Genomic DNA, 23485 nt, shown 5'->3' on the forward strand with positions numbered 1-23485 from the left:
CATGATCATATTTTTCATAACAAAGATGCAGTTGTTTTATCGTCCGTTGCAGGGAAAACGAGTAATTTGAGCCATTCTTATAAGATTAATAAAAACAAGATGGGCGACTACGCACAATCCACCAAGTTTAAACTCTGGTTAAAGAACCTCCAACGCAACGGCGTTATTATTCACGGCACGGAAGAGTTATTCACAAAATATCGTTCCGATGGTGACTTGCTTTTCGGGTTATTCAATCTGGATGCAACGGTTCCTGAAGGCCATAAAATTCTTCCGCTCTGCTTTATCAAGGGGGAAGTTATTTCGATCCTTACCTGTTTGATTGATAAAGAAACAAAAGAAAAATACCTACTGCTGGTGCAACAACGCCGCATTTGCGACGGAAGTTACATGTACGAACACCCCGCCGGCATGGTGGATGGTTCGGACTTACCGCTTGATGTGGCCGTGCGGGAAATTCAGGAAGAAACCGGGTTAATCGTTACTGCCGATCAGGTTCATCAACTGAATGAAAAACCCTTGTTTCCCAGCAGCGGCACGAGCGACGAAGCCATGTACTTTTTCTACGTCGAACTGGAGCTAAGCCGCGAGGAAATTTTCAGTTATGACGCCCAAACCACCGGAGCCGATCACGACGAATTCATTCTTACGAAAGTGGTCCCCCTGAAAGAAGCTATGGGCCTGATGCGTAACGCCTGTGCTTTACTGAATATTCATTTATATCTAGCAGCGAAAGTTTAATTCTTACTTTTGCCAGCTACTAATCAGACATTTACATTACATCTACGTCTTAGAATGCTAAAATGAAACCGGCCCTATTCATAGCCCTGTGGTTGGGGTTAATTAGTGTTTCTTCCAAGGCTCAGGATAATTTCGGATTAAAGTTTTTCGGTTTGTCTATTCACCCCAAAGGAGAAAGAGAAAATGCATTTTTAATGCCCCGCCGATTCGATAGCAAGGGTTATCTGGTCCTAAACATTGGAGGTGTTTTATCTTACGAGAAATTCATCGTGAAGGATATTCTTTCCGTAAAAATAGCGAGTGCTTTGTACGCGGATTGTGCTGCTCAGCTAGGTGGATTTGAACACGTGGGTATAAGAGCTAAAATTTTTAAAACCGAAAAACATAGCCTATACGGTGGGATTGGTCCAACTTTAGTTTTTCGTAAAAACTGGCTTCGGCTCAAGGGTTACAAGAACTTGAATCGATTTCGGGGAGACATTGATGACCCCTGGCAACACCTTTTCCTTTGGTATGGCGGTGAGTTCGAGTACAAATATACACTAACCCGGAAATGCGACTTTGCTCTCTCTTTTGTTCCAGGTTATCCTGATTTAATGAGTATCTCGTTTGGCTTGCATTACAAGCCAGGCTTATAAAGCCTTGATTGAGAAATGATTCAGAAAGAATATATCTATACTGAACAGGCCTAAAACGAAAAAGCCATGGCTGAATCAGTCATGGCTTTTGAATTTTCGTTGAAGTGTAACTATGAAAACCAAAAAATCTGTTAGCTGACGAGAAGTACCCATCAACTAATAATCAATACTTATTTAATAACGCCGAGTTCCTTACCCACTTTCGTAAACGCAGCCACTGCTTTTTCCAGGTGTTCACGTTCATGACCTGCGGAGATTTGCACCCGAATCCGGGCTTTTCCCTGAGGTACTACTGGATAGAAGAAACCAATGACGTAAATGCCTTCTTCCAGTAACTTCGCAGCAAATTCCTGAGCTAAGGGAGCGTCGTATAGCATTACGGGAATAATGGGGTGCTCTCCGGGCAATAAATCGAAACCAGCGGCGGTCATTTCCTGCCGGAAGTAACGGGCATTCTCTTCGAGTTTATCGCGTAAAGCCGTAGAAGACTTTAATAAATCCAGCACCTTCAGCGAAGCTCCTACAATGGCCGGAGCCAGCGTATTGGAAAACAAATACGGACGCGAACGCTGACGCAGCAGATCAACAATCTCTTTTCGAGCCGCCGTAAATCCACCCGAAGCACCGCCTAAGGCTTTTCCGTACGTTCCGGTAATAATGTCAATGCGACCAAAGACATTTTTATATTCTGGCGTTCCGCGGCCTGTTTTACCAATAAAACCGCTGGCGTGGCATTCGTCCACCATGACCATTGCGTTATACTGATCGGCCAGATCGCAGATTTTATCCAACTGGGCAATGGTGCCATCCATGGAAAACACGCCATCTGTGACAATCAGGATACGACGCGATCCAGCAGCAGCCTTCAATTGGGCTTCCAGATCGGCCATGTCGTTATTTTTGTAACGGAAACGTTTGGCCTTGCATAAACGAATCCCATCAATGATGGAAGCATGATTCAGTTCATCCGAAATAATGGCATCCTGCTCATTGAGTAAAGGCTCAAAAACGCCTCCATTGGCATCAAAAGCAGCAGCATAGAGAATACAGTCTTCGGCTCCAACAAACTCAGCCGTGGCCTTTTCCAGTTCTTTATGGATGTCTTGTGTACCGCAAATAAAACGAACCGAAGACATGCCAAAACCATGAGAATCAATGGTTTCGTGAGCGGCCTGAATGACGTCCGGGTGTGACGACAAACCCAGGTAATTATTGGCACAGAAGTTCAGTACTTCCGTTCCGTTTACAATTCCGATCACTGCCGACTGAGGCGTCACAATGATTCGTTCTTTCTTATATAAACCAGCGGCTTCAATGGCAGCCAGCTCCTGCTGAAGTTCTTCCTTAATAGATCCGTACATACATTACTAAATTTAGACCTGAGTTAAATCGGCATGGTATTGATGATCCAGATGATGAATCATGTCTTCGGTCATTCGTGTCAAATCGTAGGCTGGTTTCCAACCCCAGTCCCGACGAGCCGCGGAATCATCAATGCTTTGAGGCCACGAATTTGCAATCTGTTGACGAAAATCCGGCTTGTAAGTCGTCTGAAACGTTGGAAAAAAGTGCTGAATGGCTGCCGTAACCTCCACCGGTGTAAAACTCAACCCCGCTAAATTGTAAGAATTACGCACAGTGATCTGGTCAGCATCTGCCTCCATCAACTCCAGCGTTGCCCGAATGGCATCGTCCATATAAATCATGGGCAGACGGGTGTCTTCCGACAGGAAGCACTCATAATCCTGACCCTGAACGGCTTTATGATAGATATCTACGGCATAATCCGTCGTTCCCCCACCGGGCATAGACTGGTAGCTAATCACGCCCGGATAACGAATGGATCGAACATCCAGGTTATACTTCGTATGGTAATACTGCATCCAGTTTTCAGCGGCAACCTTACTGATTCCGTACACAGTCGTAGGATCCAGAAAGGACTGCTGAGGAGTATTAACCGGATTGGCCGATGGCCCAAATACGGCAATAGAGCTGGGAATAAAGACCTTACTGACTTTTTCTACGCGAGCTACTTCCAGTACGTTCAGTACCGTTTGCATATTCAGTTCCCAGGTACGAATAGGATTTGCCTCCCCACTCGCAGATAAGATAGCCGCCAGGTGATAAATCTGAGTTACCTCATAGCGACGTACCAAAGCCGTGATAGCTTCAGCCTTCGTGGCGTCGAGTGTTTCAAAAATTCCAGAGAACACCTGGGGTGTTTTAAGATCAGAAGCGACTACCCGATTCAGGCCGAACTTCTGTTGGAGAGCCTGCACTAGCACAGTACCAATTTGCCCCCCGGCTCCAATAACTAAAATAGTATCCATAGGTCAGAAAAGGATTAAGTGTGAACCGACCATTTAAACGGATTCCATTCTGATTCACAACAGAACTTCTTCCGATGCAAAACTATATTTAAAGTAATATTTATGGAATCATCTGTAATAAATAAGAAAATATTCTCGCATTAATCTACATTTGCCATTAAATTCACTGAAACACTATTTCTATAATAACCCATTGTAGAAAAATTTTTGGCAGCTTTTTATCCGCTTATGGAAAACCTGGACGATCTCGACCGAACCCTGCTCCGACTGCTTCAGCAAGACGCAAAAATGACTACCAAGGAACTCGCAGCCGAGCTAAACCTTACGATCTCTCCGGTGTATGAACGCATCAAACGGCTGGAGACGCTGGGCTACATTAAACAGTACGTAGCAGTTCTGGATAAAACCATGCTAGGGCAGCCCATTACGATCTTCTGCCAGGTTTCTATGCGTTATCACAATGAAGCGTTCATCGAAAAATTTGAACAGAACATTCAGGAGCTTGAAGAGGTGCAGGAATGTTACCACATGGCCGGTCAGGTTGATTTCTTATTAAAAATCAATCTCCGTTCCCTGAACGATTACCACGATTTCGTGAAGTACAAGTTGTCCAAACTGGAAAATATCGGAACGCTAAACAGCACCTTCGTCCTCAAGGAAATTAAACACACTATTGGCTATAGCATTTAACACAAAAGGGTTGGCTTCGATAGCCAACCCTTTTTACTGCTACATATTCTTCTATTAAAGAATATTTAATTTCTCTAATAACTCTGGCTTATTCGCTCGACTAATAGGAATAACTTTGTCGGCAATAACCAGATTACTTTCTTCAATATCTACAATTTTAGAAAGGTTAATAATAAAGCTTCGGTGCACCCGGAAAAAGTATTTAGGATTCAATTTTTCTTCCAGGTTTTTCATCGTGGCATACACAATATGCGAGCCATTAATGGTCCGAATCTTTACATAATCCCCTACATTTTCGATATATAAAATATTGTCATAAACAATCCGTATGTATCGTCCTTCTGTTTTGACATAAATTTCATTGACATCCGTTTCTTTTACAGCAGCAACTTTAACAGAAACTTTTTTCTCAATAACTTTATCGACGGCCTGCATAAAGCGAGGCAGTGAAATAGGTTTTTTAAGGTAATCCGTTACCTGGTATTGAAAAGCATCGAACGCATACTCTGTTTTAGAAGTAGTCAGAATAACTGATGGCATATACGAAAGCTGGTCCAGCAATTCTAATCCATTCAAACCCGGCATTTCAACATCTAAAAAAAGTAAATCAATGACTTGTTGTCTTAAAAAACTCAGGCACTCCGTAGGCTGATCAAATATTCCTAAGATTTCTAACTCTTCTCGCTTTTCACATAAGCGTTCAAGGGAGAGCCGAGCCATCAATTCGTCATCTACAATAACGCATTTTAATTTCATGGAGCAGCAGTTTTATGGGCAAGTCTGTCAACTTCTTGGGCTAAGATAACAATCATGCGGGTTAGTTCTTTCTCGAAATAGGATATTTTTTCCCAAATATCATCTACCTTGTCTTCCTGAGTAAGTTGAATCTCGATTTTTTTGAGGTATTTCTGTAAATCTGTTAATCCTACCATGGCCAGTGGAGGGTTCAATTTATGAGCTTCTCTGGCTAAACCTTTCCAGTCTTCCTGTTCAAGCAAGGGGCGAAGTTTACTATACTCGGGTAATACATCCTGCATGAATGTCTGAAACATTTCATACGCATAAGACCATTCTTCTCCGTATAACTCGTGCAGGTAATTTTGGTTTAATTCTGAATGGTAATTCCATTGAATTTCTGACATCTGGCTAATAGAATCTGAAGAAACATAGTAGGCTATTTTCTCCATGAATTGTTTTGGAGTAAAGGGTTTAGTTAAGAAATCATTCATCCCAACTTCGAGCGAATGATCGGTTTGTTCTTTCATGGCCGACGCTGTCAGGGCAATGATCGGGACATCTTTATTGACGTTGTTTGTCGACCTAATGATGATCGTAGCTTCATAGCCATCCAGAAATGGCATCTGTATATCCATCAAAACCAGATCATACTTTTGTTGATACAACATTTGTACCGCCATCTGGCCATCAATAGCAATTTCGTAGGTATAGCCCTGCTTATCCAGCAGGCCACAAACGTATCTGCGGTTCATGAGGTTGTCATCAACAACCAAAATCTTACGCTCTGAAGGGCTGGTTCCCAGACTCACTTCAGGGCCCGTAGGCTGGCCTTTTCTAAAGGGTATCTGTAACACAAAATGCGTTCCTGTTCCTTTGGCCGTTGATACAGAAATCGTTCCACCAGCCATATCCACCAGTTGCTTTACCAGAGCCAGACCTAGTCCTACCCCTTGAAATTTGTAACCTGTATCGTCAGGCAATTGCTTGAATTTATCAAAAATCAGCTCCAGTTTATCTTCCTCAATACCAAAACCAGTATCCTTAATTTCAAACTGAATTACTTCGATATCCCCTTCCTGTTTCCATTTTTTTACTATAATTTCAATAGATCCTTTTTCAGTAAACTTATAGGCATTATTAATTATTTTAGCCAATATTTGATACACAGCCCTTTCATTACCTTCTACCATTGAATCGATCGTGTGATCGTAGTTTAAAGTAATAGTTAATTCTTTTTTTGTATTTCTGATTTCAAATATTTTAAATAATGAATAAACTAATCGATGTAAATCAAAATTAGTTATTGGAAATTCCAGCGTTCTATTTTCAATGGCAGAAATATCTAAAATATCCGTTAATATATTTTGTAAAACAGTAGATGAAGATTTTAAAATATCAATGTATTCTTTTTGCTCCTCTGTAATAGTCGTATCATACAGAAGATGAGTCATCCCAACAATTGCATTCAGCGGAGTTCTTATTTCATGACTCATATTAGCCAGAAATTGCTTCTCTGCATACTGAGCGTCTTCAGCAGATTTTTTAGCTTTCGCTAAATCCTCCATGAGAATTTTTCGTTCCGTATTGTCGTAATGAATCCCGATCGATCCTGATACTTTACCTTCTGAATTATATAAAGGAGCTCCATTGACAATCGCCCATACTAACTGTCCATTCTTTTTTCGTAAAGGCAATTCATAGTTACCCGTTCTTCCTTCAACTCGATCCTTATTTTGTCCAGTAATAAACTCATGTAAATCCTCTGGAATCAAAATTTTAGATGCAATTTTTCCTAATAATTCATCCTGTGTATAGCCTACCATCTCGCAAAATTGTGGATAAGCTCTAACGATTACGTCATTATTATCTACTTCCAAAACCCCTAAATCCATCTTATCTATGATTGCCCAGTAGTTATTATTTTTCTCTTCAAGTGCCCGGTGTAAAAGGGTGCTATTGCTTTTATTTTGAAATTTCCAAATGTACCAACCTTTCTTATCTTCGTTTAATAATGGAATAAAGTCAATCACTAATATTAAATCTTCCTGCACCGGATAGATAAAATTTTCAACTATTTTTTTGTCTTCAACTATAGAAAGAAAAACCTTTCGTTCCTCTTCACTATAGGTGTAATTATATCGTAATTCCTCCACCAGTACTAAGGAAGATTGCCCAATTAATTCTTCCGGCTTTTTACTTATATTAAGTAAGTTGCAATAGCTCTCATTAACATAAGTAATAATCCTTTCTTCATTCTCAATCAGCAAAGCCATTGACCATTGCTCTACCATTTTCCATAGCTGCGGAGATAGTATAGTATTTTCAATCGATGCTAATGCGTTCGTAATCCTTTTCATATTTGGTGTCATCTGGCGGATACATGACTGATTATTAGAGGTTTCAGTGTGCTCACTTTCGCTTCCATGCGTTTTTTCAATCTATTCATTTTCTTAGTGGTGGGATTAGTAAAAAAAGCGTCTGATTAAAAGGCACAAATAGTACTATTAACGACAAATATTGAACAATTCGTTTATATTTCCACTTGTTCGCACTAACAATATTTTTATTCATATTTAGCCTTATCTTTATAAGTATTAATACGCATAAATATACATAAATCATGGATTAAAAATTCACAATAAATACCCTATTATCGTACATTATTAACTGTTTATAAACAACTGGAGTCGTATAATTATTTTTTTTAAATTAAAAATACTACTTAACTTTTACTTACCAAATAATCATAAGTTAAAACGCTTTTCGTTTCACAAAAAAAATCAATTGCAAACCTTTTAACTGGTAAATTCTGCATTTTATCGAAATAGTTTAACATTTCATTCTTTAACGATTCATTTTTGTATCAGACATTACCCCAAAGCAGATCTATTAAAAAAGAGGATTAGAATTAACCCATACCTAAAATTCTAATCATATTATTTTCCCCAGATACGTAAGTGATTATACGTTTGAGAGATAACTCTTGATTCGGCATTCCATTGCTTACCCTAAAAGGCAGCCTTCTGGTTGCTTTTTTGTTATCCCCTCATTTCTTTCCCTATATTGCAGTACTTGTCAAACTGCACGCCATGATTACTTATTTTCTTCAGCACATCAAATATGAAAAGCGTCTGAGTGAACACACGCTTACGGCCTATCGCTCAGATCTAGAACAGTTCTCTTCTTATCTACTGGAGAGCTATGAACTAGATGCTCCCGAAAAAGCTGATTTCCAGATGATTCGCTCCTGGATAGCCAGCCTGGCTGAGAAAAAACTGGACAACCGCTCCATCAATCGTAAAATTGCTACGCTACGTGCTTTATATGGCTTTCTGTTACGGAAGCGGGTTATTTTAAACGACCCTACTTTATCAATTAAAGCCCTTAAAACGGATCGTACTTTACCCACTTTTGTTCGCGAACAGGAGATGACGACTTTGCTCGATGACATTACCTTCCCGGACGATTTTGGCGGTGTTCGTGACAAACTGGTCATGGAATTACTGTACGGTACAGGTATGCGTTTATCTGAACTGGTTGGATTGAAAGATGCCGATCTTGATGCCTACGAACGTACGCTAACTGTTCTGGGTAAACGTAATAAACATCGCATCATTCCGCTGTCTGCATCTTTATATAAATTAATTCGCCAATATCAGCAATTTAAAACGGACACCTTTCAGGGGGCCTGCGAAGATGTTCTTATCGTGTCAGATACCGGTAATAAAGCCTATTCGGTAATGATTCAGCGAATTGTGAAACGTTACCTCTCCATGGTTTCTTCGCTGGAAAAACGGAGTCCTCACGTACTAAGGCACAGTTTTGCCACTCATTTACTCAACCGTGGAGCCGACCTGAACGCCATTAAAGATCTACTAGGCCACAGTTCACTGGCTGCTACGCAGGTTTATACGCACAACTCCATCGAAAAACTTAAAGAAGCCTACGCCCAGGCTCATCCTAAGGCTTGATTAACTCTTCCCGGAATGCGATCCATTCCGGGATAACTCCTCAATTTTCGCCAGACTTTGGGTCATGCGTTCTTCAATCGTGGTGTCCCCTTCAATTCGTAATACCGGACACGTTACCTCTGCCAGCCAACGTTCCTGCCCTATTTTACTTCTCCCACTGAAATTTTCCTGATCATAGCCAGCCGCCCATTCCATAAAATCCAGGTGCTGTTTATTTCTTTCGGGATTGGTGTATATGATTTCGCCATACCGCTCCAGTTCCCTTCTTCTTAATCGCTCCAATCGAATGGCGGGAGGAATGGTTAAGAAAATAATCAAGTCAAATTTTGATTTCATAGATTCCCCCCAACTCACTACCGAACCCGTCAGGATATAGCTCTTTAAGCCAGCCAAATCTCCATTCAGCATAGCCATTCGTTCATCAGGATTTCTTTTTTCCAGAAAAGGGGGCGTTGTGGGTAGCCAAAAATAATAATCAGAATCGAAATGTGGAATACCTGTTCTCTGATATAAATGCTGGCCCAGCGTAGTGGTTCCCGAGCCCGAGGCTCCTAAAATATGAATTCGCATACGAATGGATTGAATGTAGTAAGCAACCTTGCCATAGGGTTTAGTAGGCGAAGTAACGTCCTATTATTTGATATTCTTTACTACTAAATCTATGAAATTTTTATCCTTCACCGCGGGATTACTGGCGAGCTTTTTGCTTTCAAGCCCCAGTTTCGCCGAACAGAAACCTCCGAAAGATGATGTGTTTTCCAAAAACTACATCAAAGAGACCATGCTCAAAGTTACGGACTGGCAATTAAGCAATCCCAAACATAAGGCTACGGACTGGACCAACGGGGCGTTTTATGCGGGCGTGATGGCCGCCTACGAAACTACTAAATCGTCGCGAATTCTGGATTCACTGATGCTGATGGGTGAACGAAATAATTGGTTACCTGGTAATCGGTATGATCACGCTGATGATATTGCAATCTGCCAAACGTACATTGATTTGTACCGGATCAAAAAAGATCGCCGTATGATTCAGGCAACCATCGACACGGTGCAGAAGATACGTAAGGTACCTGGCGTTGAAGTGAAACGCCATGGTATTACCTGGTGGTGGTGTGATGCCTTGTTCATGGCTCCGCCAGTGTTAGCAAAACTGAGCAAAACCCTGAATGATCCTTCTTACTTAACTCAAAACGACACGCTTTTCAAGCAGACCTACGATCTGCTTTATAACACCGAAGAAGATTTATACGCTCGTGATGCTTCGTATCTGGTTAATGCCAGTGGCGAGGGAAAAAAGGAAGCGAATGGCAAAAAGATTTTCTGGTCACGAGGAAATGGCTGGGTAATGGGTGGTCTGGTGCGTGTGTTGCAGGAGTTACCCAAAAACCATCCGCAACGGGATTTTTATCTGACGCAGTTTAAAGAGATGAGTAACCGACTGGCGGCCTTGCAGCAGGCCGACGGGTTATGGCGTTCGAGTTTGCTCGACCCTGAATCTTTTCCCGGTGGTGAAGGCAGCGGTTCCGGCTTTAATTACCAGAAATATAATTGGGATGGTAATCCCGCATGCTGTGGTGAAGGCAGCGGTTCCGGCTTTAATTGCTACGCAATGGCTTGGGGTATTAATCAGGGAATTTTGGATAAAGCTAAATTTAAACCCGTCGTCCAGAAAGCCTGGACGGGCTTGAATACCCTACTTACACCCGCTGGGAAAGTAGGCTGGGTCCAGCCGATTGGAGCCGATCCGCGTCGGAATTTTAACGCCGAAAGCTGGGAAGTTTACGGAGCCGGAGCGTATTTGTTAGCAGGCTCAGAAGTAATTAAAATGAAATGGTAAGCATAAAAAACCCCAGCCGCTCGGCTGGGGTTTTGCTTGTAGTCTTCGGTTACTTCGTTTGAGGAAATTTTTCAAATAACTTGGCAACGGCCCGGTCAATGTTCTCAGGCTGGCGACTTTGCTTATTCAACACCGTCGATCCGGTGGCCTGCCAGATGAGTTTATTCCCTTTTGCCTCTACCACGTCCACCGTTAGGGTTCCTTCTTTATAACGCCCAACTTCTACCGTTTCACTTTTCCAGGAATACCGACGCTGACCAATGTAACGCGGAGCTTCACGAATATCCGTCTGGCGAGTCTGGGACTTCTCCTGCACCACTAATCCGATATTAATCTTCAGGTCAGGATTGCCGTAGAGCTTATATCCCCTATTATTCATTTCCTGAGCCACTGCTCTTTTAATTTCGGTCAGGGCCGTTGAATTGGACGAATCTGCCGGGGCTCCTTCCAGCTCGATATCCATAAAATTGTAGGTTTTATAAGATTGAAAATCAGCGTCTTTGTCCCTTTTGGTCTTGACATTATTATACGAAGAGCAAGCTCCCATCCACACGGAGGCTGCTAGCAAAAAAATGATTTGTTTCATAGCTATCTGTTGATCATATCTGAGAAGGTCACCAAAGAACATAAAAATCTAAGACCAGACTAGGTAGCCCATCTAACTAGCCAGAATTACAGTACCCACTCATTCCCTTCTGGTATACTCCACGCTTGCTAAATGGAGCCACCGAGGCTGTTTTTACCCAAAATATCGACCCCTCACCACAGATAATCAGCACTTTGCCAAGAATACTCCCCTCTGGAATGGTTTCTTTCCCTTCCTAACACTCTGATAAACCAACGGATATGAAAACAACGCAACAAACTGCTCTCATCACCGGAGCTTCCAGTGGTATTGGCTACGAGCTCGCGAAAGTGTTCGCGAAAAATGGCTATAATCTGGTGCTGGTGGCCAGAAATACAGATCGACTTAACGAGATTGCCAGCGATCTCCGATCTCAGTTCAGCGTGGAAAACGTAGTGGTTATTGGCAAGGATTTATCCCAGCCCAATGCCCCGCAGGAAGTATACAGTGAGGTACAGGGATTTGGCATTGATGTAAATGTACTGGTGAATAACGCTGGTATGGGTGAATACGGAGCCTTTGCGACAGAAACCGATCTGGATCGGGAGCTTTCCATTATCCAACTCAACGTGGTATCGCTCGTACATCTGACGAAATTGTTCCTGAATGATATGGTACAGGCCAATGAAGGAAAAATTCTGAACCTGGCTTCCATCGTTTCTGTCATTCCCAATCCTTTTATGGCCGTATACGGAGCTACAAAAGCCTTTGTCCTTTCCTTCACTGAAGCTCTACGGAACGAATGCAAGGAGACCAATATAACCGTTACCGCCCTTCTGCCTGGTGCAACGAATACAGACTTTTTCCATAAGGCAGGGGCTGAAGGTACCCGTGCTCATAAACAGGCTCAGTCGGCAGATCCCGCGAAAGTGGCTCAGGATGGTTTTGACGCCTTGATGGCCGGAAAAGATAAAGTAGTGTCCGGGTTGATGAATAAATCGCAGGCCGCTGCCTCGAATTTATTACCAGATACGTTTTTATCTCAACTGATGCGAAAACTGATGGAACGTCCTTCGGAAGAAGAAAATACTGAAAGTAAAGTTCCCTCTACGGCCTCAACGCTGGTTTCTCTGGCGGTAATCGCAGGAGCTTTATTTTGGGGCTATAAAAAATACGCCCGCAAAAGCTTACCAATTTGAATATAACCCTGCATCTAGTAAAGGCAGCCTTCACAAGAGGCTGTCTTTTTTTCTGGTTTTTAGGTCATAATGGCATCATTTTTACATACTTATTAGTAACCTTAAGCCAAAAAGACACGCAGGGAGCTTTGGTAAAGAGTTTTGATTCCAAAGGGTAGCGTTCAGCGTTTTGAATTAGTTTAACGCTATGGTTGACTTATCCGTCGGACCACTCTCTAATTCAAAACGCACCAACTCTAAACTCAAAACATCCTTTTGCCATGAATTTCAACCAATATACCGTTAAAGCCCAGGAGGTTATTCAACAGGCTGTCCAGATTGCTCAGGGCAATCAGCAGCAGGCCGTTGAATCGGGGCACGTTCTTAAAGCATTACTCGAAGAAGACCCGAACACGATGGGTTTTCTGATTAAAAAATTATCAGTTAATACGACTCTTATGATGAGTCGGCTGGAAAATATTGTAAGCAGTTATCCGGTTGTTTCCGGAGGTCAGGCCTATATTGGGAACGACCTGCAAGCTGCCCTGACGAAGTCCCAATCTTACCTGAAAGAATTTGACGATGAATTTGTCAGTGTTGAGCTGATCCTGCTGGGATTGGCCAGCGGCAAAGATGCCGTTGGTACGATGCTGAAGGAAGTGGGTTTCAGGGAAAAAGAGTTGATCACTGCTATTAAAGAACTAAGAGGAAAAGGTAATTCCGTGAAAGATCAGAATGCTGAAGCCAAGTATCGTTCCCTCGAACGTTACTCCAAAAACCTGAATGAACTGGCCCGCCAGGGTAAAATTGACCCTGTGATTGGCCGGGACGAAGAAATTCGCCGGGTACTGCAAATCCTTTCCCGTCGGACGAAAAACAATCCCATTCTTTTAGGAGAACCAGGGGTTGGTAAAACGGCGATTGTGGAAGGCCTGGCTCAACGAATTGTGCAGGGCGATGTTCCTGAAAACCTGAAAGATAAAATCATCGTTTCGCTCGACATGGGTCTGCTCATTGCCGGAGCGAAGTATAAAGGTGAATTCGAAGAGCGTCTGAAATCCGTTATTAAAGAAGTTACTGATTCAGATGGCGAGCTTATTCTCTTCATCGATGAGATTCACACGTTGATTGGTGCAGGGGCCGGTGGCGAAGGAGCCATGGATGCGGCTAACTTGCTGAAACCCGCTCTGGCTCGTGGCGAGTTACACGCCATTGGTGCCACCACGCTGAAAGAATACCAGAAATACATTGAGAAAGATAAAGCTCTGGAGCGTCGTTTTCAGTCCGTTATTGTTGATGAACCTACCGAGTCAGACGCCATTTCGATTCTCCGTGGGATTAAAGATAAATACGAATTACACCACGGAGTTCGCATTCAGGATGATGCCGTTATTGCCGCAGTAGAGTTATCAAGCCGCTACATTACGGATCGTTTCTTACCCGATAAAGCCATTGACTTAATGGATGAAGCGGCGGCGAAACTGCGGCTGGAAATGGATTCGGTTCCTGAAGAACTGGATGAATTGAACCGCCGGGTAATGCAGCTCGAAATTGAGCGGGAAGCCATTCGTCGGGAAAATAATAAGGATAAAGAAACTTCATTAAGTAAGGAAATTGCCGATTTAAGTGAAGCCCGGAATGAGTTAAAGGCTCGCTGGGAGTCTGAAAAAGAAGCCGTTAATGAAGTTCGGACGCTGAACGAAGAACTTGACCAACTGAAGCTGGAAGCCGAAAAAGCCGAACGCAGCGGCGATTATGGCAAGGTTGCGGAAATTCGTTACGGAAAAATTCCCGAAGCTCAGAAACGCCTCGACGAGCTGCAACAGCAGGAAAATTCCAGTGAAGGCACGATGATGAAGGAAGAAGTATCCGCCGAAGACATCGCCGAGGTAGTAGCGAAATGGACGGGAATTCCCCTATCCAAAATGCTTCAGTCGGAACGCGAGAAATTGTTGGGCCTTGAAAAAGAGTTACACAAACGCGTAGCCGGACAGGAAGAGGCTATTGAGGCCGTAGCGGATGCCGTTCGCCGGAGTCGGGCGGGCATGCAGGACCCGAAACGTCCGATTGGTAGTTTCCTGTTCCTCGGTCCTACCGGTGTGGGTAAAACGGAGTTAGCGAAAACGCTGGCCGATTACCTCTTTAACGACGAAAATGCTCTCGTACGGATTGATATGAGTGAATACCAGGAACGCCATACGGTAAGCCGTCTGGTGGGAGCTCCTCCGGGATACGTGGGTTACGACGAAGGCGGTCAGTTAACCGAAGCTGTTCGTCGGAAACCTTACTCAGTGGTGTTACTCGACGAGATCGAAAAAGCTCACCCGGATGTCTGGAATATCATGCTTCAGGTGCTGGATGACGGTCGATTAACCGATAATAAAGGCCGGATCGCCAACTTCAAGAATACCATCATCATCATGACTTCTAACATTGGTAGTCAGATTATTATGGACAAATTCAATGAAGATGAAGGCTGGAATCACTCGCTGGTAGTAGAAGAAGCGAAGAGTTCGGTGATGGAGTTACTCAAAGCCAGTGTTCGCCCTGAGTTCCTGAATCGTATTGATGAAATCGTGCTGTTTGAGCCTCTGAATGCCAAGAATATTCGCAAGATCGTGGCCATTCAGTTCCGCCAGATTCAGCGACGGTTACTCGAACAAGGCATTATCCTGGAAGCAACGGATGAAGCCCTGGAGAAAATTGCCGAGGAAGGTTACGAACCCAACTTCGGAGCTCGTCCGCTCAAGCGGGTTCTTCAGAAACGTATTCTCAACGCCCTATCGAAGGATATTCTCGGAGGAAGGGTTGGTAAAGACTCCGTAATTCTGATGAATCTCGACGACGCAGGTGAAATCAGTTTTGAAAACGTAGACGGTACGCTGGAGGTATAAGCGAAGTACCCGTTTCTTAGAAATACAAAACCGGCAGATTATGCTCTGCCGGTTTTTGTTTATTTTTAAGAGGCTGTTTAAGGTTATAATCTCGGCTTCTACGCATAACTTCCTTCATCCTGCATGACAGAGCGATCATGCATAAACAGTAGTGTTCGTCAGCGTTTACAACGCGAACGAACGGAGCTTGGCTCCAGGTGGTAAGCTTGTACAAGCCAGGTGGGAACCCACCGCTGCCAGCGAAAAAGCTGGCAGCCTTGTAGTGAAATGGAAAAGTTTAACGGCTTCTTATACTCGCTCAGCTCTAGCAATGTTTTTGTTGGAAAAAGGGTTTTCTGTGAGTATCTACTGGTTCGAATCCTATCGGCTAGAGTCGAGCGACTGTGGACGTGATTAAAGCTACTACAGGGCCCATACATTCGCAAACCTATGCTAAGGTCCTTCGCTTCGCTCTGGATGACCGGCGGGAAGGAGATTGGGGAATAAACGTGAATGTAACCGTCAACGGTCCTCCATAACGAAAAGAGCATAACCTACGATCTCCCGATTCATCATAAGATGTCATTTTTATACAGGCCCTAAAATCTCCTTTATAATCAAGACTGTCTATTCTTGACCGTTCACGTACATTCTATGTTAATATCCAGTGAATTCTTGCCCTCTCAGGCTTACTTCTGCTGAATAAACTATGAAAAGCGAATATTTCTTTTATTTTTGTAACAACTGAATGAGATTTTCACTTTATTCTTACAGCTAGAGGTAGTATCCGATCTGGTATCTTGTTTTTATATGAGTTAATTGTTGAAACCTCAATCTGTTAACTATTAACACCTTATACTTTGCATTTCTACGAATTTAACCTCCATGACGACACCCTTGACGCCGTGGATTCCATGAATTTTTCGCAGGCCACTCCTATTCAGGAAATGGCTATTCCTAAAATACTCTCCGGTTCTGATCTTTTAGCCTGTGCTCAGACGGGTACGGGAAAGACAGCCGCTTACCTCATTCCCGTCATTGATCGTGTTCCTGGTTATCCGAAAGGTCAAACCAGTACCCTTATTCTAGTGCCTACCCGCGAACTGGCTCAGCAGATTGATGAGCAGGTTCAGGGTTTGGGTTATTACGTGGATGCCACTAGCATTGCCATTTACGGAGGCAACAAAGGCCCCGAATGGGAACAACAGAAGAAAGCATTAACGCAGGGTGCCGATATCATCATTGCGACGCCGGGCCGATTAATCGCTCACCTGCAACTAGGCTACGTTAAGTTCGACCAGTTGAAAACGTTGATTCTCGACGAAGCTGACCGAATGCTGGATATGGGTTTTATCGGGGATATTATGAACATTCTGAAGTACATTCCCAGCGAACGGCAAACGCTTCTGTTTTCGGCTACTATGCCAGCCAAGATTCGGGAGTTGTCTAAGCGTATTTTGAATAAGCCTGATGAAATCAATCTGGCCGTTTCGAAACCCGCTGAAGGGATTGACCAACAGTTTTACCTTTCTTCTGACGAGCAGAAAGTTCCTTTGCTGATTCACCTGATGAAGTCAATGGAATCGCCGAGCATGGTGCTGTTTACTTCCCGCAAATCGGAAGTTAATACCATTGTCCGGGCTTTGAAAAAGATGAAATGGGACGCTCGCGGCATTTCTTCAGACTCCGAACAAAATGATCGGGAAACCATGCTTCGGGATTTTAAAAACCGGCAGTTTCCTATCCTGGTAGCAACGGACGTTCTGTCTCGGGGTATTGACATTGACAACCTAAGCCACGTCGTTAACTTCGACGTCCCCCGCGATCCCGAAGATTACGTGCACCGGATTGGTCGCACCGCCCGTGCCGCTAACAAAGGAACAGCCATCACATTCATTAACAAGCAGGATCAGCCCCGCGTGTTACGGATTGAAAAGCTGCTGGAAAAAAAGCTGGAAAAACGAGCCATTACGGAAGAAATTGGCCTCGGCCCCGCCCCTGAATTTCAGTCCAAACCTGAACGTAATTTCAAGGGTCAGCCTGCTAAATCTTCCAACGGCAAATCCAAGAAGCCTTTTCATAAAAAGAAGGATCCCCTGACCTCAAAGCCGAATCCCAATCAGGCTTCTTAAGCAGAAGAGAGAGCCGTACGTGAGCCTGGAATCTATTTTTTAGTAAAAAACAATTCATACTCATGCACGGTTCTGATATTCATGCACTTCATTCAACGTTTGGGCAACGTTTTTAAGGCCACTTTCTGTTTTTCTAACTTTTTTGTGCTTTTCGTTTGCGGATGGCTGTCCGCTCCTATGGCACTCGCTCAGGAGCACCCTTCCTGGGTTCGGCGGACGATCAACCGCATGATCACCGACAGTACGGCTCCTGGAAAGCCGAGTTTCCGGGTTTATCCCACCATGGGTTACTCGCCTGAAACCAGTGTTGAACTTGGGCTGTCGTCCATGTTGTTATTTCAGGCAAAAAACGATACGCTGAACCGACTGAGTGAAGTAACTGCCTTTACCTTTTTTACCCTGGAATCGCAGTATGGTATCTGGTTCGATAACTTCATTTATGGAGATAAGGATAAATGGGCTTTACTAGGCCGAACGCGTTTTCAACGTTTTCCCCTGCTCTATTATGGCTCAGGACCTGCCACCAGCGGTGATAACCCCGCCGTTGTTGATGCCATGTATATTCAGGCCCGGCAGCGATTACTACGCAAACTGGTAAAGAACTTCTTCGTTGGTCCGCAGGTTGATTTTCAGAATTTATACAATACCCGCTTTAAACAACCCACGGAGGGACAACCTTTTGAGTTACCACTCGGTCACGAAGGCTCTACCAGCTTAGGTCTGGGCGTTAGTGTGGTTTATGATAATCGGCATAATGTGCTGAATGTCAGAAAAGGTCTTTTCAGCGAACTTTCGTTCTTATCCTACCGGAAAAGCTGGGCGAGTCATTATAACTTCGATGGGATTACGTTTGACAACCGCGTTTTTCGCCCCATCAATCGCCGGGATGTATTAGCCTGGCAGGTCTACGGAAGCTTCATGTGGGGAAATGTACCCTTCAATATGAAATCATTGCTAGGAGGCGACATGATTATGCGGGGCTTTTATCAGGGTCGCTACCGGGACAATAACCTGGTCTCCACCCAGCTTGAATACCGGATGTTACCCTTCGGATTCAGTAAGCGGATTGGCGGAACCGTTTTTGCCGCGGCGGGAGCCGTGGCTCCCAAGTTAGGTCAACTGAATGTGCGTCAGTTTGTCTATGCCGCCGGGGTTGGACTTCGTTACCTGATGTTTCCTAAAAAGGACATTTTCCTACGGGCCGACATGGGATTAACCTCCGAAGGACCAGGATTTTACATCATCACCGGTGAAGCATTTTAGCAGAATCCTCTTCCTAAAAACGTAGAGACGCGATAAAGTCGCGTCTCGGTAAGAGGCAGTTTTTTACCTTTACGCCGTGGTTGGTGTCTCATCAACCAAGGCAAAGGGAAGCCAGACGCAATAAAGTCGCGTCCCTACAAAGGAAAATGCAGGCATTACTTATTTAGATGGTTCTTTAATTGCTACGCCATCGGGCAGAGGTTTGCCAAAATCAGGCGTTCCATCAGTTTTCCATTTGATCTTCTGAGCCCTGGGGGCCCGTTTCCCTCCGCACCCTTCATCGGGACCGGAATTAGCGTGGTATAACAACCAATCTTCTTTCCCATTTGGCGACTTGAAGAAAGAGTTATGGCCCGTTCCATACACCTTATTTGATTGAGATTGTTCGAAAACGGGCTTATCATTCTTCTTCCAGCTTTTAGGGTCCAATAGGTTTGCTCCATTTTTCGCAGTTAACAATCCCAGAGCATAGGTATTCGTCCAGCAGCCACTGGCCGAGTAAACAATAAATACCTTATTCCCATGCTTCAGAAACTGCGGTCCTTCGTTGACATACACGGGCCGACCGGGCTTGCCCGCCGTGGTATTATCCCAATAACGTTCCCAGGGTAGCTCAGGCGTAGAAATCAATACCCGTTTGCTTTCCACCGTCCAGGGATTTTTGAGAGCAGCTATGTAAATATTTTGCGTCTCATCGGTTTTACTCGCATGATCCCAGCCCGACCAGATCATGTATAATTTCCCCTGATACTCAAATACGGACCCATCAATGGCCCATTGGTCGCTTTCATCACTCATCTTACCTTTCATGGTCCACTCCCCTTCCATGGGGTTGGGTGAGCTGTTTTCCAGCACATAAATGCGGCGGTTATCGCCACTTTTTCCATCATTACCCGTGAAATAGACATACCATTTGCCCTCCAAAAAATGAATCTCCGGTGCCCAGATATCTTTAGAATAAGGGCCGGAAACGGGGGGCTTCCAAATGGTCTTCGGGGCGGCTGATTTCAGGTCAGTGATGGATTTCGTAGTGCGTAACTGTAAGGAATTTCCGGTGGTGTGCATGTAGTAATAATTGCCTTCATGGTACACACTCCAGGGATCAGCTCCCGAGGGTAATAGCGGGTTAGTGAACGTCTGAGCCTGAGTTCCCAAAGCCATTAGGCATAGCAATACTAGTTTTTTCATAGGTTTTAGAGACTGTTTGAAATATAAGATTTAAATAAAAGTAAGAAAGCCTTTCTCCACTTCGGGGGACTATTCAAGAAAGAGTTTATGGGTGTGATCTGTGGTTGAGAGTGAAAGCGGAGGCGTTTATTACCTTTTGCGACCTTACTTGGCTGCTTCCCCGGATTTCATCCGAGTCCATCCAGACCGGGGCTATCTGTGTTTAACTCCTTTGGATTCATTTATCGTAATTTTATTGTAACAACAACCCCAGCGGGGTTTAATATGAGTAGCCCCGGATGAAATCCGGGGACTCCTTAATCCTCAGCGTCTGTCATTCAGAGCGAAGCGAAGAATCTTATAACCTTTATCAAGCTTGTTGGGCTATTCGGTAACTTAACTAAGCCCGTCCCATTGCTATAGAGGGTCTCTCACTTCGTTCGAGATGACAGAAGTGTTGCTATTTACCCGCAGTCGCTCGGCTCTGGCCGAGTGACTACCTAGCTCTAGGTCTCTGGCCGGTAGACTGCGAACTTCTAGCGGATCAGCCAACAATTTTTTCCAACCAAAACAGGCTTGCTAACATCGGCCAGAGGTCTACCAGACTATAACGTCAGGTTCGTACCTGCCTTGTCCCGAAGCTGTCCCATTCGACAGAAGGTTCTTCGCTTCGCTCTGAATGACAGACATGGGGTTATTTGGAAAATTCCTTTGTATGCTACTACCTATTACCGCTAAGAACTTTCACTGCGTTCGAGATGACCGGGAATGGGCAGAAGTTAAGTAGCTGGTTCCCTTTTCATGATCAGGCATGTCCCAGCCAGATACGATTAATCGCGTCTCTACGAAATGAAGGATGCCAGCTGTTTAGACTGGCATCCTTCATTCAAACGCTTTCTGAGTTACTTCATTTTTTCTTCCAGTAACTTCATAAAATACCCCCCTACTACACTACGGGCCTGAAAACCAACCATTTTACCATCGGTTGTTTCATGCCAGTCGCTGATGGGAACGCGTGACGACGTTTCGTGAGCGTATTTTAGTAATGGCTCGATTAATGCGTTAAAATCTTTCTGATTATCCGCTAACGTAGCGGTCCACACGATCCAGTCAGATTTGGTATAGGTCTTACGGCTATCGAGTGGTAATCCGTAAGAATTCTGCTTCGTCAGGTAATACTTAATCTCTTTGTCATACACCGATTTAGGGAATAGCTTCAAACCTAATACCTTATCCCAAACCAGATTATACTTCTGACTCCAAGTCCCTTTTTTGTCGAAAGTCAGGGCGTAATGATCGCCATCATCCGCGATTTGCATCCATTTTTGTACCATTTCCAGGGTACTCTTGTGGAACTTCTCGGCAGTTTCTTTCTCTCCCAGTTGCTCGGCTAACATGGCATAACAACCCAGACCGACAATCGCCTTTACGGAAAGGTTCGCATTCCGAGCCAGGTGACCCGCAAAATCGTCCGTACATAACTGGTTAGCGGGGTCAAAACCGTCTTTCAATAAGTACTCAGCCCAGGTGCTCAGTGTTTTCCAGTGTTTTCGGGCGTATGCTGCGTTTCCTTCGGCTTTTGCAATCGCACCCGTTAAAATCAGCATGTTACCAGATTCCTCTACGGGCATATCTTCGCCATAAACCTGATCGTTTGCCAAAGGATACGTTCCTAAATCGTGAGCGGCGAAAGGTTTTTTCCACTTTCCGCTTTCGCTATATTCAAAAATTCCATTCATCATTCCTTTTAGTAGCTCAGGCTTATATAGCAGGAATAAAGGAGCAGAAGGATACGTTACATCAACCGTGTTGATACAACCATTACTGAAATTTTCCTTCGAGAGGTACAGCGTTTCTCCCTTAGGACTTTTCACCAGTTTGTGAGCCGCTGCCGACTGACGATAGCCCAATACACAAAGTTTCGCATAGTCTTCACCACCCGCTTTTTTAGCATCGGCAAACATCTGCTTGTCAAAAGTTTCGCATTTCTCAATCACCGATTGGTATTCCAAAATGGCTTTGGATAACTCTTTTTCAATCGTCGATCCACTTTCTTTCCACCAGGGTTTAAGGTTCTGGCCGAAGTACTGAATTGACTCTACGTCATCATAAGCCACCATCAGGTATTGCTCCTTCGGCGTGGAATTTACCGAACCCAGATTTACTGTCGTATTCAGGAATAATGATTTTCCTTCGCTAATAGACGATTTTTGACCTTTCAGGGAAGGCATCGCACTAACCGTTTGCACCACCTGATTATTTTTCGGAGCCGCTACGTAGAAGTAACCCCAGTCAATGCGGAGGTCATCGCCGCGTTTTTTCAGAATTGGTTGTTCTTTCGTTCCGGTTTTCAGAGCGGTATATTCATTCGTGGAAGCCGCCGTAGCCGTTACCGCTTGTGTGGGTACGTTCGTAGCCAGATTAGTCGATGCTCCGAAGTAGAAATTCACCTGATGCGAAGCTCCGTCGTTCGCTTTTACGCGATAGGTCACGTAAGTAACTGGACGGGCATACAGATCTAAATCGTTGAGCAGCAAGGGTGAAGTGAAGGTTACGTCCAGATCTACTTTACCACAAGCGAAGGTATACTTAGTTTGCGTAGCCGAGAACTCAACGTTTTGCTGCTGAGCCGTTTGCATGATTACCTTCTCTTTCGAGACCTTTTCTTTCACTAAACCTGCATCCAAAAATGCTCCACCAGCGGTATTAGCAATGTGAATCGCCAGTACGTTTTTACCAGCTTTCAGTTTTGACTTGAGCGGGATGTAATTGAACTTATGAATCCAGCCCTTATGCGAATACACTTTCTCGCCGTTTAGATACACTTCGATGTTATCATCATGCTGGAGTTTCAGGAAAACCTGCTCTGACGGAACCTGCTTTAGATCAAAGGTCCGACGCGTCCAAAGATCTTTGCTATCCCAGTGCGTAGCCTCGTGATTTTTATCGTCGCTGAACGGAGCTTTGCCAGTCTTCCAGTCGCTATCCGAAAAATTCACGGTATTCCAGCCTGATTTGGGTTCGCTTTCACTGTATTTCACGGCATAGCCTTCCTCATCAGCCGTGGGAATAATGGCGTCGTAGCCCTTAGCTTCCTGACCCAGAAAACGATAATTCACGCCGTCAACCGTCAACACGCCGAACAAAGGCTGATCGGCCCCCGTCCAGTGCTTCGTAGGTGAAGACGTTAACTGATCCGTTGTTGACCAAACACTAAAATAAGGATCGTGCGTGATGAGGGGATACGCGGGTGCCCGGCCTACCTGAGCCTGTACCCAGCCATGCGTAGCCAAAGCAGCCAGCAGGAGAAAACGTTTTTTCATAAAAGTTTAGAGGTTTGAAATGGTTTGAGAAAGTTT

17 protein-coding genes are annotated in these 23485 nt (G+C 44.2%); 9 read left to right on the forward strand and 8 right to left on the reverse strand.

Annotation, left to right across the window (positions count from 1 at the left end; translation table 11 throughout):
* Positions 1–99 precede the first annotated feature (99 nt).
* Positions 100–741 carry an NUDIX hydrolase gene (locus QE390_RS18370; protein ID WP_106638276.1) on the forward strand — a complete coding sequence of 214 codons (642 nt, stop codon included), beginning with the start codon at positions 100–102 and terminating at the stop codon, positions 739–741.
* A gap of 62 nt (positions 742–803) precedes the next feature.
* Complete coding sequence (locus QE390_RS18375) at positions 804–1379, forward strand: hypothetical protein (RefSeq protein WP_106638275.1); 576 nt, start codon at positions 804–806, stop codon at positions 1377–1379.
* Positions 1380–1549: 170 nt separating this feature from the next.
* Here QE390_RS18375 and kbl read toward each other — a convergent pair whose 3' ends face one another.
* On the reverse strand, positions 1550–2740 hold the full coding sequence (gene kbl, locus QE390_RS18380) for a glycine C-acetyltransferase (RefSeq protein WP_106638274.1): 1191 nt from the start codon (positions 2738–2740) through the stop codon (positions 1550–1552).
* A gap of 12 nt (positions 2741–2752) precedes the next feature.
* On the reverse strand, positions 2753–3709 hold the full coding sequence (locus QE390_RS18385) for an NAD-dependent epimerase/dehydratase family protein (protein ID WP_307143242.1): 957 nt from the start codon (positions 3707–3709) through the stop codon (positions 2753–2755).
* Positions 3710–3937: 228 nt separating this feature from the next.
* Here QE390_RS18385 and QE390_RS18390 point away from each other — a divergent pair, with 228 nt between their 5' ends.
* A complete protein-coding gene (locus QE390_RS18390; RefSeq protein WP_106638304.1) occupies positions 3938–4399 on the forward strand; it encodes an Lrp/AsnC family transcriptional regulator in 462 nt (153 codons plus the stop codon).
* A 54-nt stretch (positions 4400–4453) separates the two neighbouring features.
* On the opposite strand, the gene QE390_RS18395 is transcribed toward QE390_RS18390, so the two are convergent.
* Positions 4454–5155: a LytTR family DNA-binding domain-containing protein gene (locus QE390_RS18395; RefSeq protein ID WP_307143243.1), complete on the reverse strand. Its 702-nt coding sequence runs from the start codon at positions 5153–5155 to the stop codon at positions 4454–4456.
* Complete coding sequence (locus QE390_RS18400; protein WP_307143244.1) at positions 5152–7494, reverse strand: PAS domain-containing hybrid sensor histidine kinase/response regulator; 2343 nt, start codon at positions 7492–7494, stop codon at positions 5152–5154. The genes QE390_RS18395 and QE390_RS18400 overlap by 4 nt, the downstream gene beginning before the upstream one ends.
* Before the next feature lie 732 nt (positions 7495–8226).
* On the opposite strand from QE390_RS18400, the gene QE390_RS18405 reads away from it, so the two are divergent.
* Entirely contained in the window at positions 8227–9108 is an 882-nt protein-coding gene (locus QE390_RS18405) for a tyrosine-type recombinase/integrase (RefSeq protein ID WP_307143245.1), read from the forward strand.
* On the opposite strand, the gene QE390_RS18410 is transcribed toward QE390_RS18405, so the two are convergent.
* Positions 9109–9678 (reverse strand): AAA family ATPase, encoded by a 570-nt coding sequence (locus QE390_RS18410; protein ID WP_307143246.1) that lies wholly within the window; start codon positions 9676–9678, stop codon positions 9109–9111.
* 91 nt (positions 9679–9769) lie between these two features.
* Between QE390_RS18410 and QE390_RS18415 the strand changes: the two genes are divergently transcribed.
* A complete protein-coding gene (locus tag QE390_RS18415) occupies positions 9770–10948 on the forward strand; it encodes a glycoside hydrolase family 105 protein (RefSeq protein ID WP_307143247.1) in 1179 nt (392 codons plus the stop codon).
* A gap of 49 nt (positions 10949–10997) precedes the next feature.
* Here the strand turns inward: QE390_RS18415 and QE390_RS18420 are convergent, their stop codons facing one another.
* Positions 10998–11534, reverse strand: a complete 537-nt coding sequence (locus QE390_RS18420; RefSeq protein WP_307143248.1) for a DUF4136 domain-containing protein — start codon at positions 11532–11534, stop codon at positions 10998–11000.
* A 260-nt stretch (positions 11535–11794) separates the two neighbouring features.
* Here QE390_RS18420 and QE390_RS18425 point away from each other — a divergent pair, with 260 nt between their 5' ends.
* The 4 genes from QE390_RS18425 to QE390_RS18440 all read left to right on the forward strand — a co-directional run bounded on the left by QE390_RS18425 (position 11795) and on the right by QE390_RS18440 (position 18959).
* On the forward strand, positions 11795–12712 hold the full coding sequence (locus QE390_RS18425) for an SDR family oxidoreductase (protein WP_106638268.1): 918 nt from the start codon (positions 11795–11797) through the stop codon (positions 12710–12712).
* Positions 12713–12972: 260 nt separating this feature from the next.
* Complete coding sequence (clpB, locus tag QE390_RS18430; protein WP_307143249.1) at positions 12973–15585, forward strand: ATP-dependent chaperone ClpB; 2613 nt, start codon at positions 12973–12975, stop codon at positions 15583–15585.
* 839 nt (positions 15586–16424) lie between these two features.
* Positions 16425–17696 (forward strand): DEAD/DEAH box helicase, encoded by a 1272-nt coding sequence (locus QE390_RS18435; RefSeq protein WP_232793825.1) that lies wholly within the window; start codon positions 16425–16427, stop codon positions 17694–17696.
* A gap of 81 nt (positions 17697–17777) precedes the next feature.
* Positions 17778–18959, forward strand: a complete 1182-nt coding sequence (locus tag QE390_RS18440; protein WP_307143250.1) for a hypothetical protein — start codon at positions 17778–17780, stop codon at positions 18957–18959.
* A 159-nt stretch (positions 18960–19118) separates the two neighbouring features.
* Here the strand turns inward: QE390_RS18440 and QE390_RS18445 are convergent, their stop codons facing one another.
* Positions 19119–20147, reverse strand: a complete 1029-nt coding sequence (locus tag QE390_RS18445) for a glycoside hydrolase family 43 protein (RefSeq protein WP_307143251.1) — start codon at positions 20145–20147, stop codon at positions 19119–19121.
* 881 nt (positions 20148–21028) lie between these two features.
* Entirely contained in the window at positions 21029–23449 is a 2421-nt protein-coding gene (locus tag QE390_RS18450; RefSeq protein ID WP_307143252.1) for a glutaminase family protein, read from the reverse strand.
* Positions 23450–23485: the final 36 nt, after the last annotated feature.

The organism is Siphonobacter sp. SORGH_AS_1065, assembly GCF_030818595.1.
Lineage (GTDB): Bacteria > Bacteroidota > Bacteroidia > Cytophagales > Spirosomataceae > Siphonobacter.